Annotated in this window: 16 protein-coding genes and 1 tRNA gene; 13 read left to right on the top strand and 4 right to left on the bottom strand. The window is 61.8% G+C overall.

Features of this window, described 5'->3' with window-relative positions; genetic code table 11:
- Positions 1–2 precede the first annotated feature (2 nt).
- Positions 3–2,780 carry a phosphoenolpyruvate carboxylase gene (locus GLS_RS00520; RefSeq protein ID WP_193363830.1) on the bottom strand — a complete coding sequence of 926 codons (2,778 nt, stop codon included), beginning with the start codon at positions 2,778–2,780 and terminating at the stop codon, positions 3–5.
- On the opposite strand from GLS_RS00520, the gene GLS_RS00515 reads away from it, so the two are divergent.
- From GLS_RS00515 to GLS_RS00480, 8 genes are all read left to right on the top strand, one after another.
- Positions 2,717–4,198: a DUF445 domain-containing protein gene (locus GLS_RS00515; protein WP_226986596.1), complete on the top strand. Its 1,482-nt coding sequence runs from the start codon at positions 2,717–2,719 to the stop codon at positions 4,196–4,198. The genes GLS_RS00520 and GLS_RS00515 overlap by 64 nt on opposite strands.
- Positions 4,199–4,318: 120 nt before the next feature.
- Positions 4,319–4,801 (top strand): SUF system Fe-S cluster assembly regulator, encoded by a 483-nt coding sequence (locus tag GLS_RS00510; protein ID WP_041112523.1) that lies wholly within the window; start codon positions 4,319–4,321, stop codon positions 4,799–4,801.
- A gap of 12 nt (positions 4,802–4,813) precedes the next feature.
- Entirely contained in the window at positions 4,814–6,295 is a 1,482-nt protein-coding gene (sufB, locus tag GLS_RS00505) for a Fe-S cluster assembly protein SufB (protein ID WP_011251697.1), read from the top strand.
- 1 nt (position 6,296) lies between these two features.
- A complete protein-coding gene (gene sufC, locus GLS_RS00500; protein WP_041110502.1) occupies positions 6,297–7,067 on the top strand; it encodes a Fe-S cluster assembly ATPase SufC in 771 nt (256 codons plus the stop codon).
- A gap of 14 nt (positions 7,068–7,081) precedes the next feature.
- A complete protein-coding gene (sufD, locus tag GLS_RS00495; protein ID WP_041110501.1) occupies positions 7,082–8,260 on the top strand; it encodes a Fe-S cluster assembly protein SufD in 1,179 nt (392 codons plus the stop codon).
- Positions 8,257–9,498, top strand: coding sequence for an aminotransferase class V-fold PLP-dependent enzyme (locus GLS_RS00490; protein ID WP_052327398.1), 1,242 nt, complete (start codon positions 8,257–8,259; stop codon positions 9,496–9,498). The genes sufD and GLS_RS00490 overlap by 4 nt, the downstream gene beginning before the upstream one ends.
- Entirely contained in the window at positions 9,495–9,863 is a 369-nt protein-coding gene (locus GLS_RS00485) for an SUF system Fe-S cluster assembly protein (protein WP_041110500.1), read from the top strand. Before GLS_RS00490 ends, GLS_RS00485 begins: the two co-directional genes overlap by 4 nt.
- 16 nt (positions 9,864–9,879) lie before the next feature.
- Positions 9,880–10,236, top strand: a complete 357-nt coding sequence (locus GLS_RS00480; protein ID WP_041110498.1) for a HesB/IscA family protein — start codon at positions 9,880–9,882, stop codon at positions 10,234–10,236.
- Here GLS_RS00480 and GLS_RS00475 read toward each other — a convergent pair.
- From GLS_RS00475 to GLS_RS00465, 3 genes are all read right to left on the bottom strand, one after another.
- Positions 10,181–11,524 (bottom strand): class I SAM-dependent RNA methyltransferase, encoded by a 1,344-nt coding sequence (locus GLS_RS00475; protein ID WP_041110497.1) that lies wholly within the window; start codon positions 11,522–11,524, stop codon positions 10,181–10,183. The genes GLS_RS00480 and GLS_RS00475 overlap by 56 nt on opposite strands.
- Positions 11,499–13,631: a DEAD/DEAH box helicase gene (locus GLS_RS00470; RefSeq protein ID WP_405002439.1), complete on the bottom strand. Its 2,133-nt coding sequence runs from the start codon at positions 13,629–13,631 to the stop codon at positions 11,499–11,501. Before GLS_RS00470 ends, GLS_RS00475 begins: the two co-directional genes overlap by 26 nt.
- A gap of 372 nt (positions 13,632–14,003) precedes the next feature.
- The gene (locus tag GLS_RS00465; protein ID WP_011251690.1) at positions 14,004–14,456 is read right to left on the bottom strand and encodes a hypothetical protein; all 453 of its coding nucleotides are present in this window, start codon (positions 14,454–14,456) and stop codon (positions 14,004–14,006) included.
- Positions 14,457–14,636: 180 nt separating this feature from the next.
- On the opposite strand from GLS_RS00465, the gene GLS_RS00460 reads away from it, so the two are divergent.
- The 5 genes from GLS_RS00460 to clpX all read left to right on the top strand — a co-directional run bounded on the left by GLS_RS00460 (position 14,637) and on the right by clpX (position 19,921).
- Entirely contained in the window at positions 14,637–16,133 is a 1,497-nt protein-coding gene (locus GLS_RS00460; RefSeq protein WP_193363829.1) for an NAD(P)H-hydrate dehydratase, read from the top strand.
- A 68-nt stretch (positions 16,134–16,201) separates the two neighbouring features.
- Positions 16,202–16,286 (top strand) — tRNA-Leu (locus GLS_RS00455).
- Between the two features lie 60 nt (positions 16,287–16,346).
- Complete coding sequence (tig, locus tag GLS_RS00450) at positions 16,347–17,678, top strand: trigger factor (RefSeq protein WP_041110495.1); 1,332 nt, start codon at positions 16,347–16,349, stop codon at positions 17,676–17,678.
- Between the two features lie 134 nt (positions 17,679–17,812).
- The gene (locus tag GLS_RS00445) at positions 17,813–18,460 is read left to right on the top strand and encodes an ATP-dependent Clp protease proteolytic subunit (RefSeq protein WP_011251687.1); all 648 of its coding nucleotides are present in this window, start codon (positions 17,813–17,815) and stop codon (positions 18,458–18,460) included.
- A gap of 195 nt (positions 18,461–18,655) precedes the next feature.
- The gene (gene clpX / locus GLS_RS00440; protein WP_041110494.1) at positions 18,656–19,921 is read left to right on the top strand and encodes an ATP-dependent Clp protease ATP-binding subunit ClpX; all 1,266 of its coding nucleotides are present in this window, start codon (positions 18,656–18,658) and stop codon (positions 19,919–19,921) included.
- Positions 19,922–20,013 lie beyond the last annotated feature (92 nt).

Genomic DNA, 20,013 nt, shown 5'->3' with positions numbered 1-20,013 from the left:
CCTCAGCCGAAAGCCCGGTTGGCGTGCATGATCGCCACGCCGATCTCACGCAGCAGTGCAAAGCAGCGTGACAGCGGCGCGAAGATTTCCTCATGCTCCCGCGCGAAACCGGCGGCTTCAGCGGCGTCCCCCGGCTCCCCGAAGTCGAGATTGGCAACGCTGGGAGCGGTAACCGGGAACAGATCTTCCAGCAGATGCAGCGCGCGCGGCACATCCAGGCAGAGGATCAGGTTCGTGATCGCTTCGCGTGTCAGGCTGTTGCGCGGCCCGAAATAGGGGATGCGGGTTGAAAGCGCCCACAGCCGGTCGATGAGGGCAAAGCGGATCGCATGAAGCAGCTTCTCGCGGGCTTCCATGCGGGGTGCATCCGGCCAGGCTGCGCGCAGGGCGATATGATCCGCCTGGATGCGCCGGAACATGGCCGGGCCACTCGCCCAGAAGCGCAGCAGTTCCAGACCGTGCGAAATGCACAGCAGGCTCTGACGTTCTTCATCGCTCCGGGCTTTCGCGGCACGGTCCAGCCAAGTTCCGGGATCGAGCTGGTGGATCGTCGTCCGCAGTACGTCCAGATCCGAGTGGGCCAGGGCCTGACGGGCGAAATCCATGGCTTCGCGGAAACGCGAGGATTCCGTGGCGAACTGCTCGAACGTTTCGGGATGACGCTGCGCCGCGTTGCCCAGGCCATGCAGCACATTCGCCCACCAGCCCAGCTGCTGGAGAATGGCGTTGTTGGGAATGGCGCGGAGCTGTCCCGGATGGGTGATGCGTGTGACCGTCGCCGCGTCCGACTGGCGCGCGGAAGGACGGGATCCCGTCTTGTCGATCAGAGCGGGGCCGAATGCGCTCAGCAGCGCCGCATAGCCCGGATCGTCGACCAGTGCGCCCATGTCGAGCGCGATGGTGGAGAAGAAATCCGATGCGAAGTCAGGCCGCGTATAAACCGGATCTTTCGTGTCCAGCGGGATATCGGCCACATGTTCCGCCAGCGTTGCGATGGTGGAGGCCGCAATTGCTTTCGTGCCGAACAGCGTGTAGCCGTCTCCGCCCTGGAATGCGGTTTCGACCCGGCAGCCGATTCCAGCCTCACGCATGGCAAGGCGCGTGCGGGCAGGGGAGAAATAGTCCAGACGCTGACGCAGGCTGAACGGATGCGCCCCCCGTCCGATGCTTTCGCCATGCGTGTCGAACAGCGTCAGGGAGACGTCCTCAAGGCCGTGCTCTGCCAGCAGGGAAAGGGTCCGCATGCGCAGGCGTTCGACCAGGTTGGTGGCTGCGAGCTGTCCGACATAACGACCCGAGTCGGAATATCCGAACTGAAGCGACAGGCGGCCGTTCGCCCGCAGGTAATCGCGCCAGTGGCTGGAGCGGAAAGCCTCTTCCAGAATGGTCTCGCCGTTTTCAAGCGCGCTTTCCGTCTCGAACAGCGGCGAGATCTCGATCTGGTGGTCCTTGATCCCGAACAGGCGTGCCAGCCAGAGGGTGGCGAGCAGCGTATAGCCGCTTTCGGTCTCGGCAATGAGGAAGCGGATGGGCGAGCCGGAATCGATGTGCTTGAGGATCTGCGCCATCGTCATCATCAGCCGGGCGGCTGAGGCCGGCTCGACCAACAGGGCTCCGAAATCCACGGCGCGGGGTTTCAGGTCCGAAAGGGCCTCGTCGATCCTGGCCAGCAGAACGCGCCGACGCGAGGGCAGGGCGGGATCATCGGTCAGGCCAAGACGGGTGCGGGCCACGTTGTAGATCTGTGCGGCATTCAGCCTTGTATGGATCCGCGCGATCCCAAGGCCGTGGTTCATGAAGCCGGCACGGATGGTCCGCAGGTGCAGTCTGGCTTCGTCATCCAGTCCGACCGCCGCGTCCTGGAACAGCGGCAGAAGCTCGGTGGCGTCGAGGAGCGCCTTGTCCCGGCAGGCGATCAGTGTCTGGGCAAAATCCTTGATGATTTCCGGAGCCGCGTCCTTGCCGGTCGGGCAGGCGGCGTGCTGCGTCTTGACCGCCTCGATCGCCCGGCGCGCGCGCATGGCCAGCGCGCTGTCCTGCAGACCCAGACGCTCCAGTCCGTCCGTGAGGCGATGAAGCTGGGAGGATTTCAGCTCAAGCCGGATCCGCAGCGTGTCCCACCAGCCGATGTCGTTCCGGCCGTCGGTATCGAACCCGACCCAGCTTGCGAGGATGACGGGCGAGGGATCGACCTGACCGGCCTCGCCGGACCAGCGCTGGGACATTTCCTGTAGCAGCGCTTCGGTCAGATCGTCGAGCGCATCACGTCCCCGCAGGATGGCGGCCAGAGCCAGCGCCTGTTCCTGCGCCAGTGTGGGAGGGGCCGGACGGCGATGCGTCTTGAGGCAGGGCACCGGCAGTTCCGGATTTTCAGCACGCTGCGTCAGGATTTCATAGACGCCGTCCGCCAGTGCGAAGGTCGGGTGGGCGGTAAAGACGGCGGCAATCTGCGGCACCGTCAGGGAGACGGCATCCGGGGCCTGATCGACAAGGCGTTTCGCCACGGCTTCGAGGCGGCCCTGGGGAGCAGCGGTATCGAGCCCGACATAGGAGCGCAGATGGGCGGCCCGTTCCACGAAATGCTCGTCACGCAGGGCGCGGACGACATTCTCGATTTCGTCCAGCTGCGTCCTGCTCTCGCTCCGGTCGTCGTCCGACAGGCCCTGTCCAATGGATGCAATCAGGTCTGCGAGGCCATCGCGCTCATGGAGAAGCCGTGACGTCATTGCGTCAATACGGTCATGGAGGGACGGATCGAGCCGGGAGGCGCAGTCAGACATCGGGAGCAGTCTCGCTTCTGCGGAAAAAATGGGACGAAGACGGGGCGCAATACTTTTCATGCCCTGTCATCAAGCGCAACCTTGCTCTGGGCGCGACAGCACGGCAGGATGATGCTATCGGTGCGCTCATGCACGCGGACACGACCCCACCCGTTTCCCGGAAATCCAGCCCCACAGGTTTCTCGCCCAGGTTCATGGCCGGCGGCCTGCTCGTCGGCATGGGTGTTCTCGCTGCGGGAACGACACTTGCAGCCGCCCGTCATATCGGGGACGGCAGTCTTGCGTTCGGCCTGTTGCGTGCCGGATCGCGGGCAGGCGTTGTGGGTGGTCTTGCTGACTGGTTTGCGGTTACGGCCCTGTTCCGTCATCCGCTGGGTCTGCCCATTCCCCATACGGCCATTCTGCCGCGGCAGAAAGAACGGCTCGGCCAGGCGCTGGGACGCTTCATTTCCGGTCAGTTCTTCACGGAGGACGACGTTCGCCGCGCCCTGTCGAAAATCGACCTCTCCGGCCTGATTGCCGACATGCTGAACGATCCGGCGAACCGCCAGACGCTCGTCACCAGCATGCGTTCTGCCATTCCGCTGATGTTCGACCGGATGGAAGACGGGCGCGCCAAGACCGCCATTTCTCGCGCGCTTCCGGTTCTGCTGAATGGTGAGGAAATGGCTCCCCTCGTTTCGCGTGGGATGCGGGCGATGGTGGACAGCGAGATGCATCAGGAGGTCCTGTCCTTCCTGCTGGAGCGCATCAAGACGACCGTGACCTCCCGTGAGTCCGATCTGCGTCATTTCGTGGAAGAGCGTGTGCGCGAGCAGGGGGGACGTTTTCTGGGCTGGGCCATTGGCGGTTCCGTCGCCAGCCGCGTCCTCATGGCGCTTCATGCCGAGTTTGAGCGGGTCGATCCGATGGACTCGGATCTGCGACACGGTTTTACCACCTGGGTCCGGGGTGAGATCGACCGTATTGAAAACGATCCTGCCCGGCGCAAGGACATGGCCGATACGATCACGTCTGTCCTGACGCATACCAGTCTCAAGGGATGGAGTTCGGAGCTGTGGGAGCGTCTGCGGCGCATGGTCGAGGAGGACAGCGGACGCGAGGACGGCTGGAGCGCCACCGTCATTGATGCGGCCATCGTCCAGCTCGCCAGTGCCCTGCGCTCCAATGAATCCCTGCGGCTGAAGGTCAATCAGGCTGTCGAAAGTACTGTCCAGCGGATCCTGCCCGGCCTGCGTGAAAAGCTCTCGGGGTTTATCGCGGCCGTCATGGCGGGGTGGGACGGAAACGATCTGGCGGCCCGGCTGGAGTCGCGGGTGGGTCGTGATCTGGCCTATATTCGTATAAATGGCACCGTTGTCGGTTTTCTTGCCGGAGCGGCGCTCGACGGCGTTTCCCGACTGTTTTTTGGTGTGTAACATTCCATGTCCGGAGACGGGGGGATACAGAAGTCTTGACCTTTGCCCGGGATTGGGTCATTTGGAACAAATCAGGACTTAGCAAGTCTTGAATTAGAACAAGATGTGAGTGTGCAAGCGATGCTGAGGCTGTCAAAACTGGCCGATTACGCCACTGTCCTTCTGGTCCATCTCGGTCGTCACGAAGGACTGGCAACAGCAGCAGCCCTTGCGGTGGAAACCGGCGTCCCCGAACCGACCGTCGCCAAGCTTCTCAAAGGGCTGGCCTCCAGTGGCCTGGTTCTGTCCCATCGTGGCGCCCGTGGCGGATACCGTCTTTCCAGCGCACTTGAAACCGTGACGGTCGCAACCGTTATTGCTGCTGTGGATGGTCCAATCGCCATCACGGCCTGCTGTGACGGACGCGAGTGCGAGCACAGTTCGCTGTGCGGCCTGTCCGGACAGTGGGATGTCGTGAATGACGCCATCCTCAAAACGCTCAACAGCATCACACTGGCAGATATGGGCCGTCACGCGGAGCGCCTGCCAAGGCGCAGCCCCGCGTCTGCACCTGTCGCCCCCGCCGGAGCGGAGACTTCTTCCGTGACCGACGCGGTCAGTTAAGGACAACACACCATGCCAGCCGTGACGGAAACCCGCGAGACAGTCGAAAAGCTCGCGAAATCCAGCTACGAATGGGGTTTCGAGACCGATATCGAGATGGATATCGCGCCCAAGGGCCTCAACGAGGAGACGGTTCGCCTGATCTCCGAGCGCAAGGGTGAGCCGCAGTGGATGCTGGACTGGCGCCTGAAGGCCTTTCGCGCGTGGCTGGAAATGGAAGAGCCGACCTGGGCCCATATCCATCATCCGCCGATCGACTATCAGGACGCGCATTATTTCGCGCAGCCGAAGAAGAAGCCCGGCCCCAAGAGCCTCGACGAAGTCGATCCCGAGTTGCTCAAGACTTATGCCAAGCTGGGTATTCCCTTGCATGAGCAGGCTTTGCTTGCCGGTGTCGAAGGTGCTGAGGAGCGTCTGCCCGTTGCCGTGGATGCCGTTTTTGACAGCGTGTCCGTCGCGACGACCTTCCGCAAGACGCTTGCCGAAGCCGGGGTAATCTTCTGCCCGATTTCCGACGCAATCCGTGAACATCCCGAACTGGTCCAGAAATATCTGGGCACGGTGGTTCCGGTGGCGGACAACTTCTTTGCGGCCCTGAACTCTGCCGTCTTCACGGATGGCTCGTTCGTCTACATCCCCGAGGGCGTTCGCTGCCCGATGGAGCTGTCCACCTATTTCCGCATCAATGCGCGCAATACAGGGCAGTTCGAGCGTACGCTCATCATCGCGGAAGATCGCGCCACTGTCTCCTATCTGGAAGGCTGCACGGCACCGCAGCGTGACGAAAACCAGCTTCATGCGGCCGTGGTCGAGCTTGTCGCGATGGAAGACGCCTCGATCAAGTATTCCACCGTCCAGAACTGGTATCCGGGCGACGATGAAGGCCGTGGCGGCATCTACAATTTCGTCACCAAGCGTGGCATCTGCCGTGGCGCGCGGTCCAAGATTTCCTGGACGCAGGTTGAGACCGGGTCCGCCATTACGTGGAAATATCCGTCCTGCGTGCTGGCCGGTGAAGGATCGGTTGGCGAGTTCTATTCGGTTGCGGTGACCAACAATCACCAGCAGGCCGATACGGGCACGAAGATGATCCATCTGGCGCCGAACACGCGCTCGACGATTATCGCCAAGACCATTTCCGCCGGGCACTCCGACAGCACGTATCGCGGTCTGGTCCGCATGCAGCCAAAGGCGCGCAACGCACGCAATTTTACGCAGTGCGACAGTCTCCTGATCGGCGACCAGTGCGGCGCGCATACGGTGCCCTATATCGAAAGCCGCAACATGACGGCGCGCGTGGAGCATGAAGCGACCACGTCCAAAATCTCTGAAGACCAGCTCTTCTACTGCCGTTCGCGCGGCCTGTCGGAAGAAGATGCAGTCGGTCTGATCGTCAATGGTTTCTGCCGCGAGGTGCTCAAGGAGCTCCCGATGGAATTCGCGGTCGAGGCGCAGAAGCTTCTGCAGATCAGCCTCGAAGGAAGTGTGGGTTAATATGAGCGATTTTCTGAAAATTCAGGGTCTTCAGGCCCGCATCGACGCCGACGGCACGCCCAAGGACATCCTCAAGGGCCTCGATCTCGAGGTGCCCAAGGGCGAAGTCCACGCCATCATGGGGCCGAACGGTTCGGGTAAATCCACGCTGTCCTACGTGCTCGCCGGTCGCGAGGACTATGAAGTCATGGGTGGTTCCGCCACGTTCAAGGGGCAGGACCTGCTGGCGCTCGAACCCGAAGAGCGTGCTGCGCTTGGCCTGTTTCTGGCGTTCCAGTCGCCGGTCGAACTGCCGGGTGTGAACAACGCGAACTTCCTGCGCACGGCCGTCAACGCTGTTCGCCGGGCGCGTGGTGAAGCCGAGCTGGATGCCGTGGCTTTCCTCAAGGCTGTCCGTGCCGAGACCAAGCACCTGTCCATGTCCGACGACATGCTCAAGCGTGCGGTTAATGTCGGTTTCTCGGGCGGTGAGAAGAAGCGCAACGAAGTGCTCCAGATGCGTCTGCTCCAGCCGTCTTTCGCCATTCTTGACGAGACGGACAGCGGTCTGGATATCGATGCTCTGCGTATTGTCGCTGAAGGCGTGAACTCCCTGCGCAGCCCGGATTTCTCCGCTCTGGTCATCACCCATCACCAGCGCCTGCTCGATTATATCGTGCCAGATCGCGTGCATGTCATGGCGCATGGTCGCATCATCCATAGCGGCGGCCCCGATATCGCCAAGACCCTTGAGAAGCAGGGTTATACCCAGTTCCTCGAGGCGGCAGCGTGAGCGGAGCGCCAACCGTGACGCAGAACGCTGCTCCGGCTCTGGAGGCGTTTGTTGCGCGTGCCGCCGGGCAGGGTGCGGCTCTGGCCGACACGGGACTGCCGACGCGTCGCGTCGAAGCCTGGCGTTATACGCCGCTGCGTTCGATCGCGGATACAGCGTGGCAGAAGGCTGCATCCCTGACGACCGAAACCGCCACTGCGCTGCTGGACCGTCTGGTTCTGCCTGAAACGGGCGCCCGCATGGTCTATGGCAATGGCCAGCTTCTGAACGCGTTGTCGGCCCTGCCGGAAACAGTTCGGCAGGCTTCGGAAAATGTCTCTCCGCTTAAGGGAGTGTTTTCCGCGACGCTGAATACGGCGCTCGGCGAAAGAGGTCTCGACATTCGTGTTCCTGCTGGAACGGATGCCGGTCTTCTGACGCTCGTCAGCCTGTCCGATGGGCAGGATGCTTCGACGCATCTTCAGCACCGCATCGTACTGGAAGACGGCGCGTCCCTGACACTGTACGATGTCAGCGCAGGTGAGGGGCGTTATATCGCCAATCCGCGTTTCGATATCGTCGTAGGCAAGGGGGCGACCCTGCGTCACGTCAAGGTGCAGCGCGAGAGCCTGACCGGTACGCATCTCGCCATTGTCTCGGCCGATGTGGCGGAGAAGGGCGAATATGACAGCTTTACCCTGAACCAGGGCAGCAGTCTTGCGCGTCACGAAGCTGTCGTGACACTGGGCGCACCTCACGCCATGGCGCATGTGAATGGCGTACAGATCGTTGATGGTCAGCGTCTGAACGACCTGACGTCCATGATCCATCATGCCGCTCCTGATGGGAGCTCGCGCCAGACCGTCAAGACAGTGCTGTCCGACGCCGGGCAGGGTGTTTTCCAGGGCAAGATCCTTGTTGATCGCGTGGCCCAGAAAACTGACGGCTACCAGATGAACCAGGCGCTTCTGCTGTCTGAAAAGGCACAGATCAACAGTAAGCCCGAGCTGGAAATCTACGCTGACGACGTCAAGTGCAGCCATGGCGCTACTGTCGGCGCACTTGATGACGAGCAGCTTTTCTATCTGCGCTCCCGCGGTATTGCGGAAGCGGATGCGCGGGATATGCTTGTGCGTGCTTTCCTGATTGATGCGCTGGATCTGGTTTCCGACGAAGGTCTGCGTGATCTGCTGCTGCGGAGCATGACGTCATGACCCTCGCTGACAGCCGTACCGGGATGGATCTGTCGGAGATCCGCGCCCATTTTCCGATCCTGAACGAGACTGTTCATGGTCGGCCTCTGGTCTTTCTCGACAGCGCAGCTTCGTCCCAGAAGCCGGATGTCGTGATCGAGGCCATGCGGGATGCGGCGTATCACCAGTATGCCAATATTCATCGTGGCCTGCACTGGATGAGCGAGCGCACGACGGAAGCCTATGAGCGCGCCCGTCATGATGTGGCCCGTCTGCTGAATGCGCCCGATCATCGGGAAATTGTCTTCACCCGCAACAGCACCGAGGCCATCAACCTCGTGGCGCACAGTTTCGGCAGTATGCTGAAGCCGGGGCAGGCAGTCCTGATTTCCGAGCTTGAGCATCACGCCAATATCGTGCCCTGGCTCATGCTGCGGGATCGTGCGGGTATCGAACTGCGTGTCGCTCCCATCAATGACGCCGGCGATATTGATCTGGATGCTTATGAAGCGCTTCTGTCGGATGGCAAGGTGGCGCTTGTTGCCGTCACGCACATGTCCAATGTGCTGGGAACGATCACTCCCGCCAGGAAACTGACGGAAATCGCCCACGCTTATGGCGCGCGCATCCTGCTGGATGGGTCTCAGTCGGTGGTGCACCGCAAGATCGACGTGCAGGCTCTCGGAGCGGATTTCTTCACTTTCACCGGTCACAAGCTCTACGGCCCCACGGGGATCGGGGCGCTCTGGGGGAAGATGGAGCTGCTGGACATCATGCCGCCTTTCATGGGCGGTGGTGACATGATCCAGAACGTGTCTTTCGAGCGTGCGACCTGGGCGCATGTTCCGCACAAGTTCGAGGCCGGTACGCCCGCAATTCTGGAGACGATCGGTCTGGGGGCGGCTGTCCGTTTTGTGGAAGAGATCGGTTATGACGCCATTTCGCGCCATGAAGCTGAGCTGACCGCTTATGCTCTGGAAAAGATGCGTGGGATCAACAGCCTGCGCATTTTGGGCGAGCCTGAAGAGCGCGGGGGTGTAATCTCCTTCGTCATGGACGGTGCGCATCCGCATGATCTGGCAACACTGCTGGATCAGCTCGGAATTGCCATCCGCGCCGGGCAGCATTGTGCTGAACCTCTGGTGCGTCGTCTCGGCGTTCATGCCACCGCGCGCGCCAGTTTTGGCATTTACACCACGACTGAAGAGATCGATGCGCTGATCGAAGGCCTTGAACGGGCCCGGATGATGCTCACATGAGTGAAGCCATGACCGATATCACAACCAGTGAAGATACAGCTGCTGTCCCCGCAACAGGGACGGCGCCCGATCAGGAAGCGGTCATCGCGGCCATCGCGACGGTGTATGACCCGGAGATCCCGGTCAACATCTACGAGCTAGGTCTGATCTATGCGATCGACCTGCATGATGACGGCCGCGTGCATATCGAGATGACGCTGACGGCGCCCAATTGCCCCAGTGCGCAAGAACTGCCGGAGATGGTGCGCGATGCTGTGTCCCATGTTCCGGGTGTCAGTCAGGCCACTGTCGAAATCGTCTGGGATCCGCCGTGGGATATGAGCCGCATGAGTGACGATGCCCGTCTTGCCCTCAACATGTTCTGATCCGGAAAGAACCATCATGTCCGACGTTGCAACGCGCCGCCCGCTGCCCGCTCTCATGACCCTGTCCGATCAGGCGGCCAAGCGCCTGAAAGCTCTTTACGCCGGCTCCCATCAGGGTCAACTCCTGCGCATCAGCGTGGGAACGCGTGGGTGCTCGGGACTGTCTTACGAAATGAACTTCGTGACAGCCCCGGAGCCGACCGATGAGCGCGTCGAGGATCAGGGCGTGACCCTGCTGGTGGATCGCAAGGCGACCCTGTTCCTGACCGGTACTGTCATGGATTACGAGGTCAAGGACCTCGAATCCGGTTTTACGTTCAGGAATCCGAACGAGAAAGGTCGCTGCGGCTGCGGCGAGAGTTTTCACGTCTGATTCGCTTCACGTCACGTGACAGCACGACCACGGCTTCGACTTCCGTGGACCACAGGAACTGGTCCACGATCGTCAGGCCGATGACCGAGAAACCTGCATTCCACAGAGCCTTGCCGTCTTTTTCAAGTGCAGCAGGGTTGCAGCTTACGTAAACGATGTCGGGCACGGCTGACTTGGCCAGAGGCATCGTCTGTGCGCCTGCGCCCGCATAAGGCGGATCGAGGACTACGGCCCGTGTCGATTTCAGATCATGCGGCAGAAGCGGCTGGCGCCCCAGATCCCGATGAAATCCATCAACGCGGCGTCCACCGGAGGCAGCTTTCAGGCAGTTTGCGGCCGCTAGATTGCCTTCATAGGCCATGACCCGACCTTTTTCGGACATCGGAAAGGTCAGGGTGCCACATCCGGCAAACAGTTCGACCGTTACGTCCTTCTTGTTGAGCGACGGCAACCCGTCCACGACAGCCGTGACAATGGCCTTCTCGGCATCAGCGGTCGCCTGAAGAAAGGCGGAAGGGGGCGGGGAGACGATCACGCCACCGAAATCTTCCCGGACCGGGCCGGACTGGGCCACAGTCTCGATGCCCAGATCTTTCGGATCCTGCCAGGAGATCCGCGACAGATCATGCTCGCGGGCAAAGGCTGCCAGCTTGAGGCGGTCGGCACTCGTCAGGGGAGCCGGGGTCTGCAGTGTCAGGTCCGGCCCGCTATCGAGCAGGTTGACCATCAGGCTCCCGCGGCCCGTCAGTGCGCCCAGACTTCCCAGAACCTCACGCAGAGGGGCGAGAAGCCCGAAAATCGCGGGATGCAGGACGTGACATTCCGTCATGTCCACGGGATCGCCATTGCGGCGATGCAGCCCGATGATCACGCCGCCTGGCACGCGCTGGACGGCAAAATCCATGCGGCGCCGGGTTTTTGGCGTTGTCTGGAACATCCGTGCAGGCGGCAGATCCGTGAAACCCGCTGCCGTGAGAGCCTGTGTGACGCGCTGCGCCTTCCAGTCCAACAGGGCTGGCAGGGAGAGGTGCTGCAACGCACAGCCGCCGCATTCGCCAAACAGGTCGCACGGGGGGGGGACGCGGTCAGCCGATGCGTGAACGATGTCAATGAGTTCGGGATGAGCGGGGGCAAGGCGGACCCGGACGTCTTCCCCGGGCAGAGTGCCCGGGATGAAAACGGTCTGGCCATCAAGATGCGCAACGCCGTCGCCTGCCGCACCCAGTCCTTCAATCCGGAGTTCTGCAACCCCGGTCAAGGTATCATTCATTACCGTAATGGCGCCCATCATGCTGAACAGGAGCAGCAGGATCGGTGCTACCGGAAACCGTGACTTTCCTGCGGCGCGGGAGCAGCATGAAAGCGGGCGTATCACCACCAAAGCCCGTCTTTGGCCCATCGTTCTCGAAAGCGGGGGCCAGTTCAACCGAACGGTGGCTGACAGGGGCCTCGATCACCGCGACAGAAGCGACGGCTGTGGGAGCAACCTGCTGAACGGTCTCGCTCTCGTCGCGATCGCCACGATTGCGCTTGCGACCGCCACGACGGCGCTTGCGGGGACGCTGCTCTCCTTCTTCCGCCACGTCCTGCGGTGCAGGAGTCGCGGTTTCGGCCGGACGGCGTTCACCCTCTTCGGGCGCCCAGTCAACGGTCATGATGCCTTCAAGAACCGGGCGGGCAATCACCTTGCCTGTCAGGGTCTCGATGGCTTCCAGCAGTCTGCGATCGCGCGGAGTCGCCAAGCTGAAGGCATGGCCTTCGTTGCCTGCACGACCGGTCCGTCCGATACGATGCACATAATCTTCCGCATTGAACGGCAGGTCATAGTTGAAGACATGCGACAGGCCGCCGATATCGATGCCACGTGCTGCCACATCCGAGCATACCAGGAACTTCAGGTCACCAGAGCGGAAACGCTCCAGCGTCGAGAAGCGCAGGGACTGGGCCAGATCTCCGTGAAGATGGCCGGCTTCGATGCCATGCTTGGTCAGATACTGCTGGATCATGTCCACATCGCGCTTGCGATTGCAGAACACGATGGCGCTCTGGACGTTCTCACGACGCAGCAGTTTCTTGAGCGTGCGACGCTTCTCGTCCTCCGGCACGATGACCAGGGCTTCCTCGATCGTCGTGGCCACGGAGGACTGGCGCGATACCGTGATTTCCACCGGGTGCCGGAGGAAAGCATCGGCCAGACGGCGGATTTCCGGCGCCATCGTGGCGGAGAAGAACAGGGTCTGGCGATGGGCGGGCAGCAGTGCCACGATTTTTTCGATATCGGGGATGAAGCCCATGTCCAGCATGCGATCGGCTTCGTCGATCACGAGCGTGCTGGTCTGCGTAAGCAACAGGCCGCCACGTCCGAACAGGTCGAGCAGGCGACCCGGAGTCGCGATCAGCACATCCACGCCGCGATTCAGCACATCGCGCTGTTCGGCCATGCTCTCGCCACCAATCAGCAGCGCATGGGTCAGACGCAGATACTTGCCATAGAGCTTGAAGTTCTCGGCAACCTGCAATGCCAGTTCACGCGTGGGCTCCAGGATCAGCGAGCGCGGCATCCGGGCGCGGGCGCGGGAGCCAGCCAACTTCTGGAGCATCGGCAGCGTGAAAGAGGCCGTCTTGCCGGTTCCGGTCTGGGCGACACCCAGAACGTCATGGCCCTTCAGGACTTCGGGAATGGCCTGGGCCTGAATGGGAGTGGGGTGTTCATAACCCAGCTCCTCGATGGCCCGCATGATCGGCTCGCCCAGTCCCAGATCGGCAAAGCGCGGCCTGTCGGAAACGTCCTCGGCAACCACGACGGTCTCAACGACGGCGGGTGCCTCAACGGTTTCTTCAACGACAGCCGGTGTTGCAGCAGCCGCTTTGGTGCGGCGGCGGCGTGCAGGCTTTTCGCTCTTCGTGGGCTCGGCCTGAACGGCAGGGGTTTCTTCGGCAGCGGGTTCCGGGGCTTCCACGACAGGGGCGGAGGCCTTGCGACGGGACGGACGCGCCTTCTTTTCGACGGGTGCTTCTGCCGCGGCCTCTGCGGCAGCTGCGACATCCACCTTGCGGGGACGGCCACGACGGCGCGGCGCGGCAGGAGCTTCCACGCTTTCTTCGGTCACGACTTCGGCGGCGGGTTGTTCCACAACCGGCGTCTTGCGCGGACGGCCACGGCGTTTGGGGGCTGCTTCGACTTCTTCCGTCACGGTCTCGGCTGCTTTTATGGAGCGGCGACGACGCGAAGCAGGTGCGGCTGCAGCCGCCTCGGCAGGCTCGGTCACGGCTTCCGGTTCTGTAACAGCCTTCTTCCGGCGTCCTGTCGTTTTCGGAGCAGGAGCTTCGCTTTCAGTCGCGGACTCGGCAGCAGGCGTGGCTGCCTTGCGGGTCCGGCGTGCTGGTGTCTTCACTTCCGCCGTCTTTTCCGTCGCGGCAGCCGCAGTCTTCGTGCGACGCGTACGGGGTGCCTTGGCAGCGGGAGTTTCCGTTACCGGAGACGTTTCGCCTTCATCGGCAACAGTCGGGGAAGTTGCGGCTGCGGCAGCACGCGAAGCAGAGGGGCGTCCGCGTCTGGGCGTTGCAGTCGTACGGGGCTTGGAAGGACCGGAGGTCGTTTTCGCGCTCAAATGACTCTCGAGACTCTCTTTGACGGCGCACACCCAAATGGATGAGGGCCGGAGTTGAGGGCGGGGCAATTGCCCGCAGCTATAACTGGTGCGTTATCGATAAATGGCAGGAATGGCAAGCGATACGGCCCTTCTGGCGCCGTATCGCATACGATTTCAGATGCCGCGTGCCATTGCGGCGACAAGAATGGTCAGGACACCCAGTCCCGCCATCATGGCGGTGCGGCTGCGCAGGGTGTCGAACAGCGCAGGCTGGGGACGCATGGCGCGTCGGGCCCGGCGGAAGGGGCCCTGGACGGTCAGGATGAAAATGACTGCCATGGCGAGGCCCAGAAGCTGCATCGCATTGACCGGCCAGGGCACGGCTGCAAATCCGCCTTCATGGAAAATCAGGCCCCAGCCGCTCAGAAGCGAGAACGGGACAACCTGATAGAGGCCGCGGAAAAAGCGCGTGTAACCCTGAAGCAGGACGGAGTTACGCGGTCCCGGATCCAGCAGTCCGACCGTGGAGCGGACAACGAGCGTCGAATAGATCGAGCCGCCGACCCAGTAGGTCATGCACAGCAGATGGATTGCGAGCACGAGGCTCCAGATGATCGACCCTGTCATTGATCCTCGTCATGGTTGAAAATGGAAAAAAGGGGGAAGAACATTCCCGAAGCATTTCCCTGAATATCCGACGCAAGCCCCTCAGCGCCAGAGGGAAGCGGAATTGAGGGACCCCGAAAGAGGCAACGCAACAGCCGGTCATGCTTTGCTGTCATGAGTCCAGCAGGAGAACGCCCCGAGATGCCCAGCCCTGAAATATCCAGCCCTGTATCCCGCCATCCTTTCGCATTGCTGCTGCCCGAGGAGAGCGACCGCATGGATCATGCGGCTGCTGCCCTTCTTCCATCCACACGTCTGATGGAAAATGCCGGATGGGCCGTGGCGCGCGTCATCCGTAACCGCTTTTCGCCGCGCCGTGTCACGGTTGCCTGTGGGCCGGGAAACAACGGCGGGGACGGCTATGTCGTGGCCCGTAATCTCGCGCGGTGGGGGTGGTCAGTCCGCGTTGCCGCGCTTGCTGCTCCCAAACCCGGGACGCCTGCTGCTGAAATGGCTGCTTGCTGGACCGGCCCCATGGTGCCGTTCACGGCTGAGGAACTGGCGGGGGCCGATCTGGTCGTGGATGCGGTTTTCGGTTCGGGGTTGAAGCGTCCTGTTGCGGATGATGTTGCGGCTGTTCTTGCGGCCGCCCGGGAGGTCGTTGCCATCGATATGCCGAGCGGCGTGGCCGGAGCCTCGGGTGAAATCCTTGGCAAGGCCCGCGACTGTACGCTCACGGTCACCTTTGTCCGTCCGCGTCCCGGGCATGTTCTGCAACCCGGTTCTGATCTGTGTGGTGAAGTGATCTGCGCCGATATCGGCATGCCTGACGCGGCATGGGAGGGCATCACACCGGTTGTGCAGCATAACGGGCCTGGCCTGTGGAGCCTGCCGGTCTCGGGGGACGGGGACTATAAATACCGCCGTGGCGTGGTCAGTCTGTGCGGTGGGGCTGAAATGCCTGGCGCGACCCGGCTCTCGGCTCGCGGGGCGCGCCGCAGCGGGGCCGGTCTTGTGCGGATCTCGGCAGGCGAGGGGGCTCCTGCCTACCGACTCGGTGATCCCGGTCTGATCGTGGACGATGCGCCGCTTTCCGAATTGCTGGAGGATGCGCGACGTAAGGTCTGGATCTGCGGGCCTGGGCTGACTGAAGACGAAGTTGCTGCGACCCTTCCGCAGCTCCTCAAGGCTGACCGGATCGTGCTGGCGGATGCCGGTGCACTGGCGTGGGGCGCGCAGGATCTGTCGCGGCTGAAAGGGGTCGCTGCCGTCACGCCCCATATCGGAGAGTTCCGCAAACTCTTCGGGCCCGTCGAAGGCAGCCGTCTGGATGCCGCGCTGGCGGCTGCAAAGCGCATCAATGCTGTTGTCGTCATGAAGGGGCCTGACACGATCATTGCTGCTCCGGATGGTCGCCTTGCCATCAATACGCATGCGTCGTCCGCTCTGGCGACAGCAGGTTCGGGGGATACCCTCACGGGTGTGATCGCAGCCCTGCTTGCCGCGGGGATGGACGTCTGGGAAGGCTGTTGCGCAGGTGTCTGGCTGCACGGGGAAGCCGGAATCGAGGCGGGGAAAGTCCATGGCGGCTGGCCCCTGGCCGAGGATCTGGATCTGCCTCTGGGGCCGGCACGGGCGACTGCCACGCGTCTGGCGCGGGAGGCGGGAGACAAAAAGGCGACCGGCTCCCTGTTGTGAAGTCGCGTTTCATGCGCTAAAGGCCGCGCTTCCGAGGTTCGGTAACACGAGCCTGGAGGCCGAGCGCTGCGGGCGTGGTGAAATTGGTAGACACGCCAGATTTAGGTTCTGGTGGCGCAAGTCGTGGGGGTTCAAGTCCCTCCGCCCGCACCAAGCCCGGCTTCCCGAGAAAGAGATTTGACCAACCTACCGACCGAGAGGATCGCCTGGCTCATGCAGGTTACGCCCACGCTCAACGAAGGACTTAAGCGCGCCTTCACCGTCGTTGTCCCGTCTGCCGACCTGCAGGCCCGCCGCGATGCACGACTCGCCGAAGTTGCCAAGACGATCAAGCTTCCGGGCTTCCGTCCGGGCAAGGTGCCGGCTTCCCTCGTCAAGCAGCGCTATGGCGAGTCCGTGAACGCCGAACTGCTTGAGGAAGCCGTCAACGACGCGACCGCCAAGCTGTTCGAAGAGCAGAAGATCCGTCCGGCCATGCAGCCGAAGGTCGAGGTGGTTTCCGCCATCGAAGACGGCAAGGATCTCGAATTCAAGGTTGAGACCGAAGTTCTCCCGGAAATCGAAGTTCCCGACCTGTCCGGCCTGAAGCTGACGCGCCTTGGCGCCAAGGTCAGCGAAGAGACCGTCGACAAGGCCCTGAACGACGTCGCCCGTCGCAGCCGCAAGTTCGAGACGATCGAAGAAGACCGTCCGGCCGCCAAGGGTGATGTCCTGTGCGTCGATTTCGTGGGCAAGCTGGACGGCACGCCGTTCGATGGTGGCACGGCTGACGATGTGAACGTCGAAATCGGCGGCGAAGGCTTCATCCCCGGCTTTGCCGAGCAGATGGAAGGCATGAAGGCTGGCGAAGAGCGCGTCATCAACGTGACGTTCCCGGCCGACTACCAGGCTGAAGAGCTGGCCGGCAAGGCCGTGACCTTCGACATCAAGGCGAAGTCCCTGAAGAAGGCTGTTGATCCGGCCATCGATGACGAGCTTGCCAAGACGATCGGTTTCGAGAACCTCGAGCAGATCCGCAAGATCATCACCGAGCAGGCTGAGGGCGAATACCAGCAGCTTTCGCGTCTGCGCATCAAGCGCGACCTTCTGGACGCCCTGTCCGAGAAGACGGACTTCGAAGCTCCGTCCAGCATGGTTGACGCCGAGTTCAACCAGATCTGGGCCCGCGTCGAGGAAGACCGCAAGGCCGGTCGTCTGGACGAGGAAGATGCCGGCAAGGACGAAGAGACCCTCAAGGCTGACTACCGTCGCATTGCAGAACGTCGCGTGAAGCTGGGTCTGCTGCTGGCTGAAATCGGCCGCAAGCAGGAAATCCAGGTGTCCCGCGAGGAACTCCTCGGTGCGATGCAGCAGGAAGCCCGTCGTTATCCGGGCCAGGAACAGATGGTTTTCGAGTTCTTCTCCAAGAACCCGCAGGCCGTTGAAGGGCTCCGTGGCCCGATCCTGGAAAACAAGGTCGTCGATTACCTGATCGAGCTGGCCGACGTCACCGACAAGGAAGTGACGCCGGAAGAACTGGCCGAGATCCCGCCCGCCGAACTCTGATCTTTCGGCGCGGGAACCGGCGGGCACTCTTCGGGGTGCCCGTTTTTTCCTGCCTGCTCCCTTTGACGGAACGGCATGCCGGGTCCATGTTAGGGAGCAGAAGAAAGCCCATCGGGCATTGAGGAACAGACAGCATGACCATTCGGGATCGTGATCCCCTCGAGGTGTTCAGCAACTCTCTGGTGCCGATGGTGGTCGAGCAGACTGCCCGCGGAGAGCGCTCTTTCGACATCTTTTCGCGTCTCCTTCAGGAGCGCATCATCTTCCTGACCGGACCCGTCTACGATCAGGTTTCGTCCCTGATCTGCGCGCAGCTCCTCTATCTGGAGAGCGTGAATCCCACCAAGGAAATCTCGTTCTACATCAACAGCCCGGGCGGTGTCGTTTCCGCTGGTCTCGCGATCTATGACACCATGCAGTACATCCGCTGCCCCGTGAGCACGGTCTGCATCGGTCAGGCCGCATCCATGGGTTCCCTGCTTCTGGCAGGTGGCGAGAAGGGGCATCGCTACGCCCTTCCGAATGCCCGCGTGATGGTTCACCAGCCTTCCGGCGGTGCGCAGGGTCAGGCTTCGGACATCGAGATCCAGGCTCGCGAAATCCTCATCATCCGTCAGCGGCTGAACGAGATCTATCGCGAACATACCGGCCAGACGCTGGAGCAGATCGAGCAGAAGCTCGAGCGTGACAGCTATCTTTCGGCCAATGAGGCCCGCGAATTCGGCCTGATCGACAAGGTTGTCGAACGCAATCCGCATGAGACCACGCCCGACCCGAGTTGAGGTATTTCCGGACCTGAGGAGCCTGACGTTCCTTCCGGAACAGAAAAGCGGCATTCCGATATGCCGCTTTTCGTGTCTTGGGGCATTTGGGCTCCGGGGTTGCCGAAGGCTCTGACCTCGGCCTAAAGTTAAAGTTCTTTCGCATGTCTGCTGCGTGAATGTGGTCAGGTCGTGCGCAAGGGAAAGGGAACAGCAATGAGCAACAAATCCGGCGATTCCAAGAACACCCTGTATTGCTCGTTCTGTGGGAAATCCCAGCACGAAGTCCGCAAACTGATTGCTGGTCCCACGGTCTTCATCTGCGATGAATGCGTCGAGCTCTGCATGGATATCATCCGTGAAGAGCATAAGACCCATCTCGTGAAGTCCCGCGACGGAGTTCCGACCCCCAAGGAAATCTGCAAGGTTCTTGACGATTACGTGATCGGTCAGTTCGAGGCCAAGCGTGCGCTCTCTGTGGCGGTTCACAACCACTACAAGCGCCTCGCCCATGCCGCGAAGAGCAGCGACATCGAGATTGCGAAATCCAACATTCTGCTGATCGGTCCGACGGGTTCGGGCAAGACCCTGCTTGCCCAGACGCTGGCCCGTATCCTGGACGTTCCCTTCACGATGGCCGATGCCACGACCCTGACCGAAGCCGGCTATGTCGGCGAGGACGTGGAGAACATCATCCTCAAGCTGCTCCAGTCCGCCGACTACAATGTCGACCGGGCCCAGCGCGGCATCGTCTACATCGACGAGATCGACAAGATTTCCCGCAAGTCCGACAACCCGTCCATCACGCGTGATGTCTCGGGCGAGGGCGTGCAGCAGGCCCTGCTGAAGCTCATGGAAGGCACTGTGGCCTCCGTACCGCCGCAGGGTGGCCGCAAGCATCCGCAGCAGGAATTCCTGCAGGTCGATACGACCAACATGCTCTTCATCTGCGGTGGCGCCTTTGCCGGTCTGGACAAGATCATTTCGGCGCGTGGCAAGGGATCGGGCATCGGCTTTGGTGCGGATGTGCGTTCTGATGACGAGCGTCGTCTCGGTGCGATCCTGCAGAGCGTGGAGCCGGAAGATCTGCTGAAGTTCGGTCTCATCCCCGAATTCATTGGCCGTCTGCCGGTTATCGCGGCGCTGAACGATCTGGATGAATCCGCCCTGATCCAGATCCTCAGCAAGCCCAAGAACGCGCTGATCAAGCAGTATGGCCGTCTCTTCGAGATGGAAGGCGTCAAGCTGACCTTCACGGAAGATGCCTTGGCAGCGATCGCCAAACGCGCCATCGAGCGCAAGACCGGTGCGCGTGGCCTGCGTTCGATCCTGGAAAGCATCCTGCTTGGTACGATGTTCGACCTTCCCGGACTTGAAGGCGTGGAAGAAGTCGTCATCAACCGGGAAGTGGCGGAAAACAAGGCCCAGCCAGTCTATGTCTACGGGAAGGGCAAGTCCGAACCCGCCGAGCAGTCTGCGTAAAAATGGTTCCGGCTCTTGTGCTGGCCCCATCGGCTTTCGACATAACTGACTGAGGTTGTCCGAATTCATGCCGCTCAAGCATGAAAGAAATG

The sequence above is a fragment of the Gluconobacter oxydans DSM 3504 genome (assembly GCF_000583855.1).
Classification (GTDB): Bacteria; Pseudomonadota; Alphaproteobacteria; order Acetobacterales; family Acetobacteraceae; genus Gluconobacter; species Gluconobacter oxydans.
Note: the sequence above shows the minus strand (reverse complement) of the source record. Positions and strands in the feature narration are given on the sequence as shown.

Coding starts and splice junctions, on each gene's coding strand:
- GLS_RS00520 (WP_193363830.1), bottom strand. CDS start 2,780: ATGTCTGACTGCGCCTCCCGGCTCGATCCGTCCCTCCATGACCGTATT.
- GLS_RS00510 (WP_041112523.1), top strand. CDS start 4,319: ATGCTGAGGCTGTCAAAACTGGCCGATTACGCCACTGTCCTTCTGGTC.
- sufB (WP_011251697.1), top strand. CDS start 4,814: ATGCCAGCCGTGACGGAAACCCGCGAGACAGTCGAAAAGCTCGCGAAA.
- sufC (WP_041110502.1), top strand. CDS start 6,297: ATGAGCGATTTTCTGAAAATTCAGGGTCTTCAGGCCCGCATCGACGCC.
- GLS_RS00490 (WP_052327398.1), top strand. CDS start 8,257: ATGACCCTCGCTGACAGCCGTACCGGGATGGATCTGTCGGAGATCCGC.
- GLS_RS00485 (WP_041110500.1), top strand. CDS start 9,495: ATGAGTGAAGCCATGACCGATATCACAACCAGTGAAGATACAGCTGCT.
- GLS_RS00480 (WP_041110498.1), top strand. CDS start 9,880: ATGTCCGACGTTGCAACGCGCCGCCCGCTGCCCGCTCTCATGACCCTG.
- GLS_RS00475 (WP_041110497.1), bottom strand. CDS start 11,524: ATGGGCGCCATTACGGTAATGAATGATACCTTGACCGGGGTTGCAGAA.
- GLS_RS00465 (WP_011251690.1), bottom strand. CDS start 14,456: ATGACAGGGTCGATCATCTGGAGCCTCGTGCTCGCAATCCATCTGCTG.
- GLS_RS00460 (WP_193363829.1), top strand. CDS start 14,637: ATGCCCAGCCCTGAAATATCCAGCCCTGTATCCCGCCATCCTTTCGCA.
- tig (WP_041110495.1), top strand. CDS start 16,347: ATGCAGGTTACGCCCACGCTCAACGAAGGACTTAAGCGCGCCTTCACC.
- GLS_RS00445 (WP_011251687.1), top strand. CDS start 17,813: ATGACCATTCGGGATCGTGATCCCCTCGAGGTGTTCAGCAACTCTCTG.
- clpX (WP_041110494.1), top strand. CDS start 18,656: ATGAGCAACAAATCCGGCGATTCCAAGAACACCCTGTATTGCTCGTTC.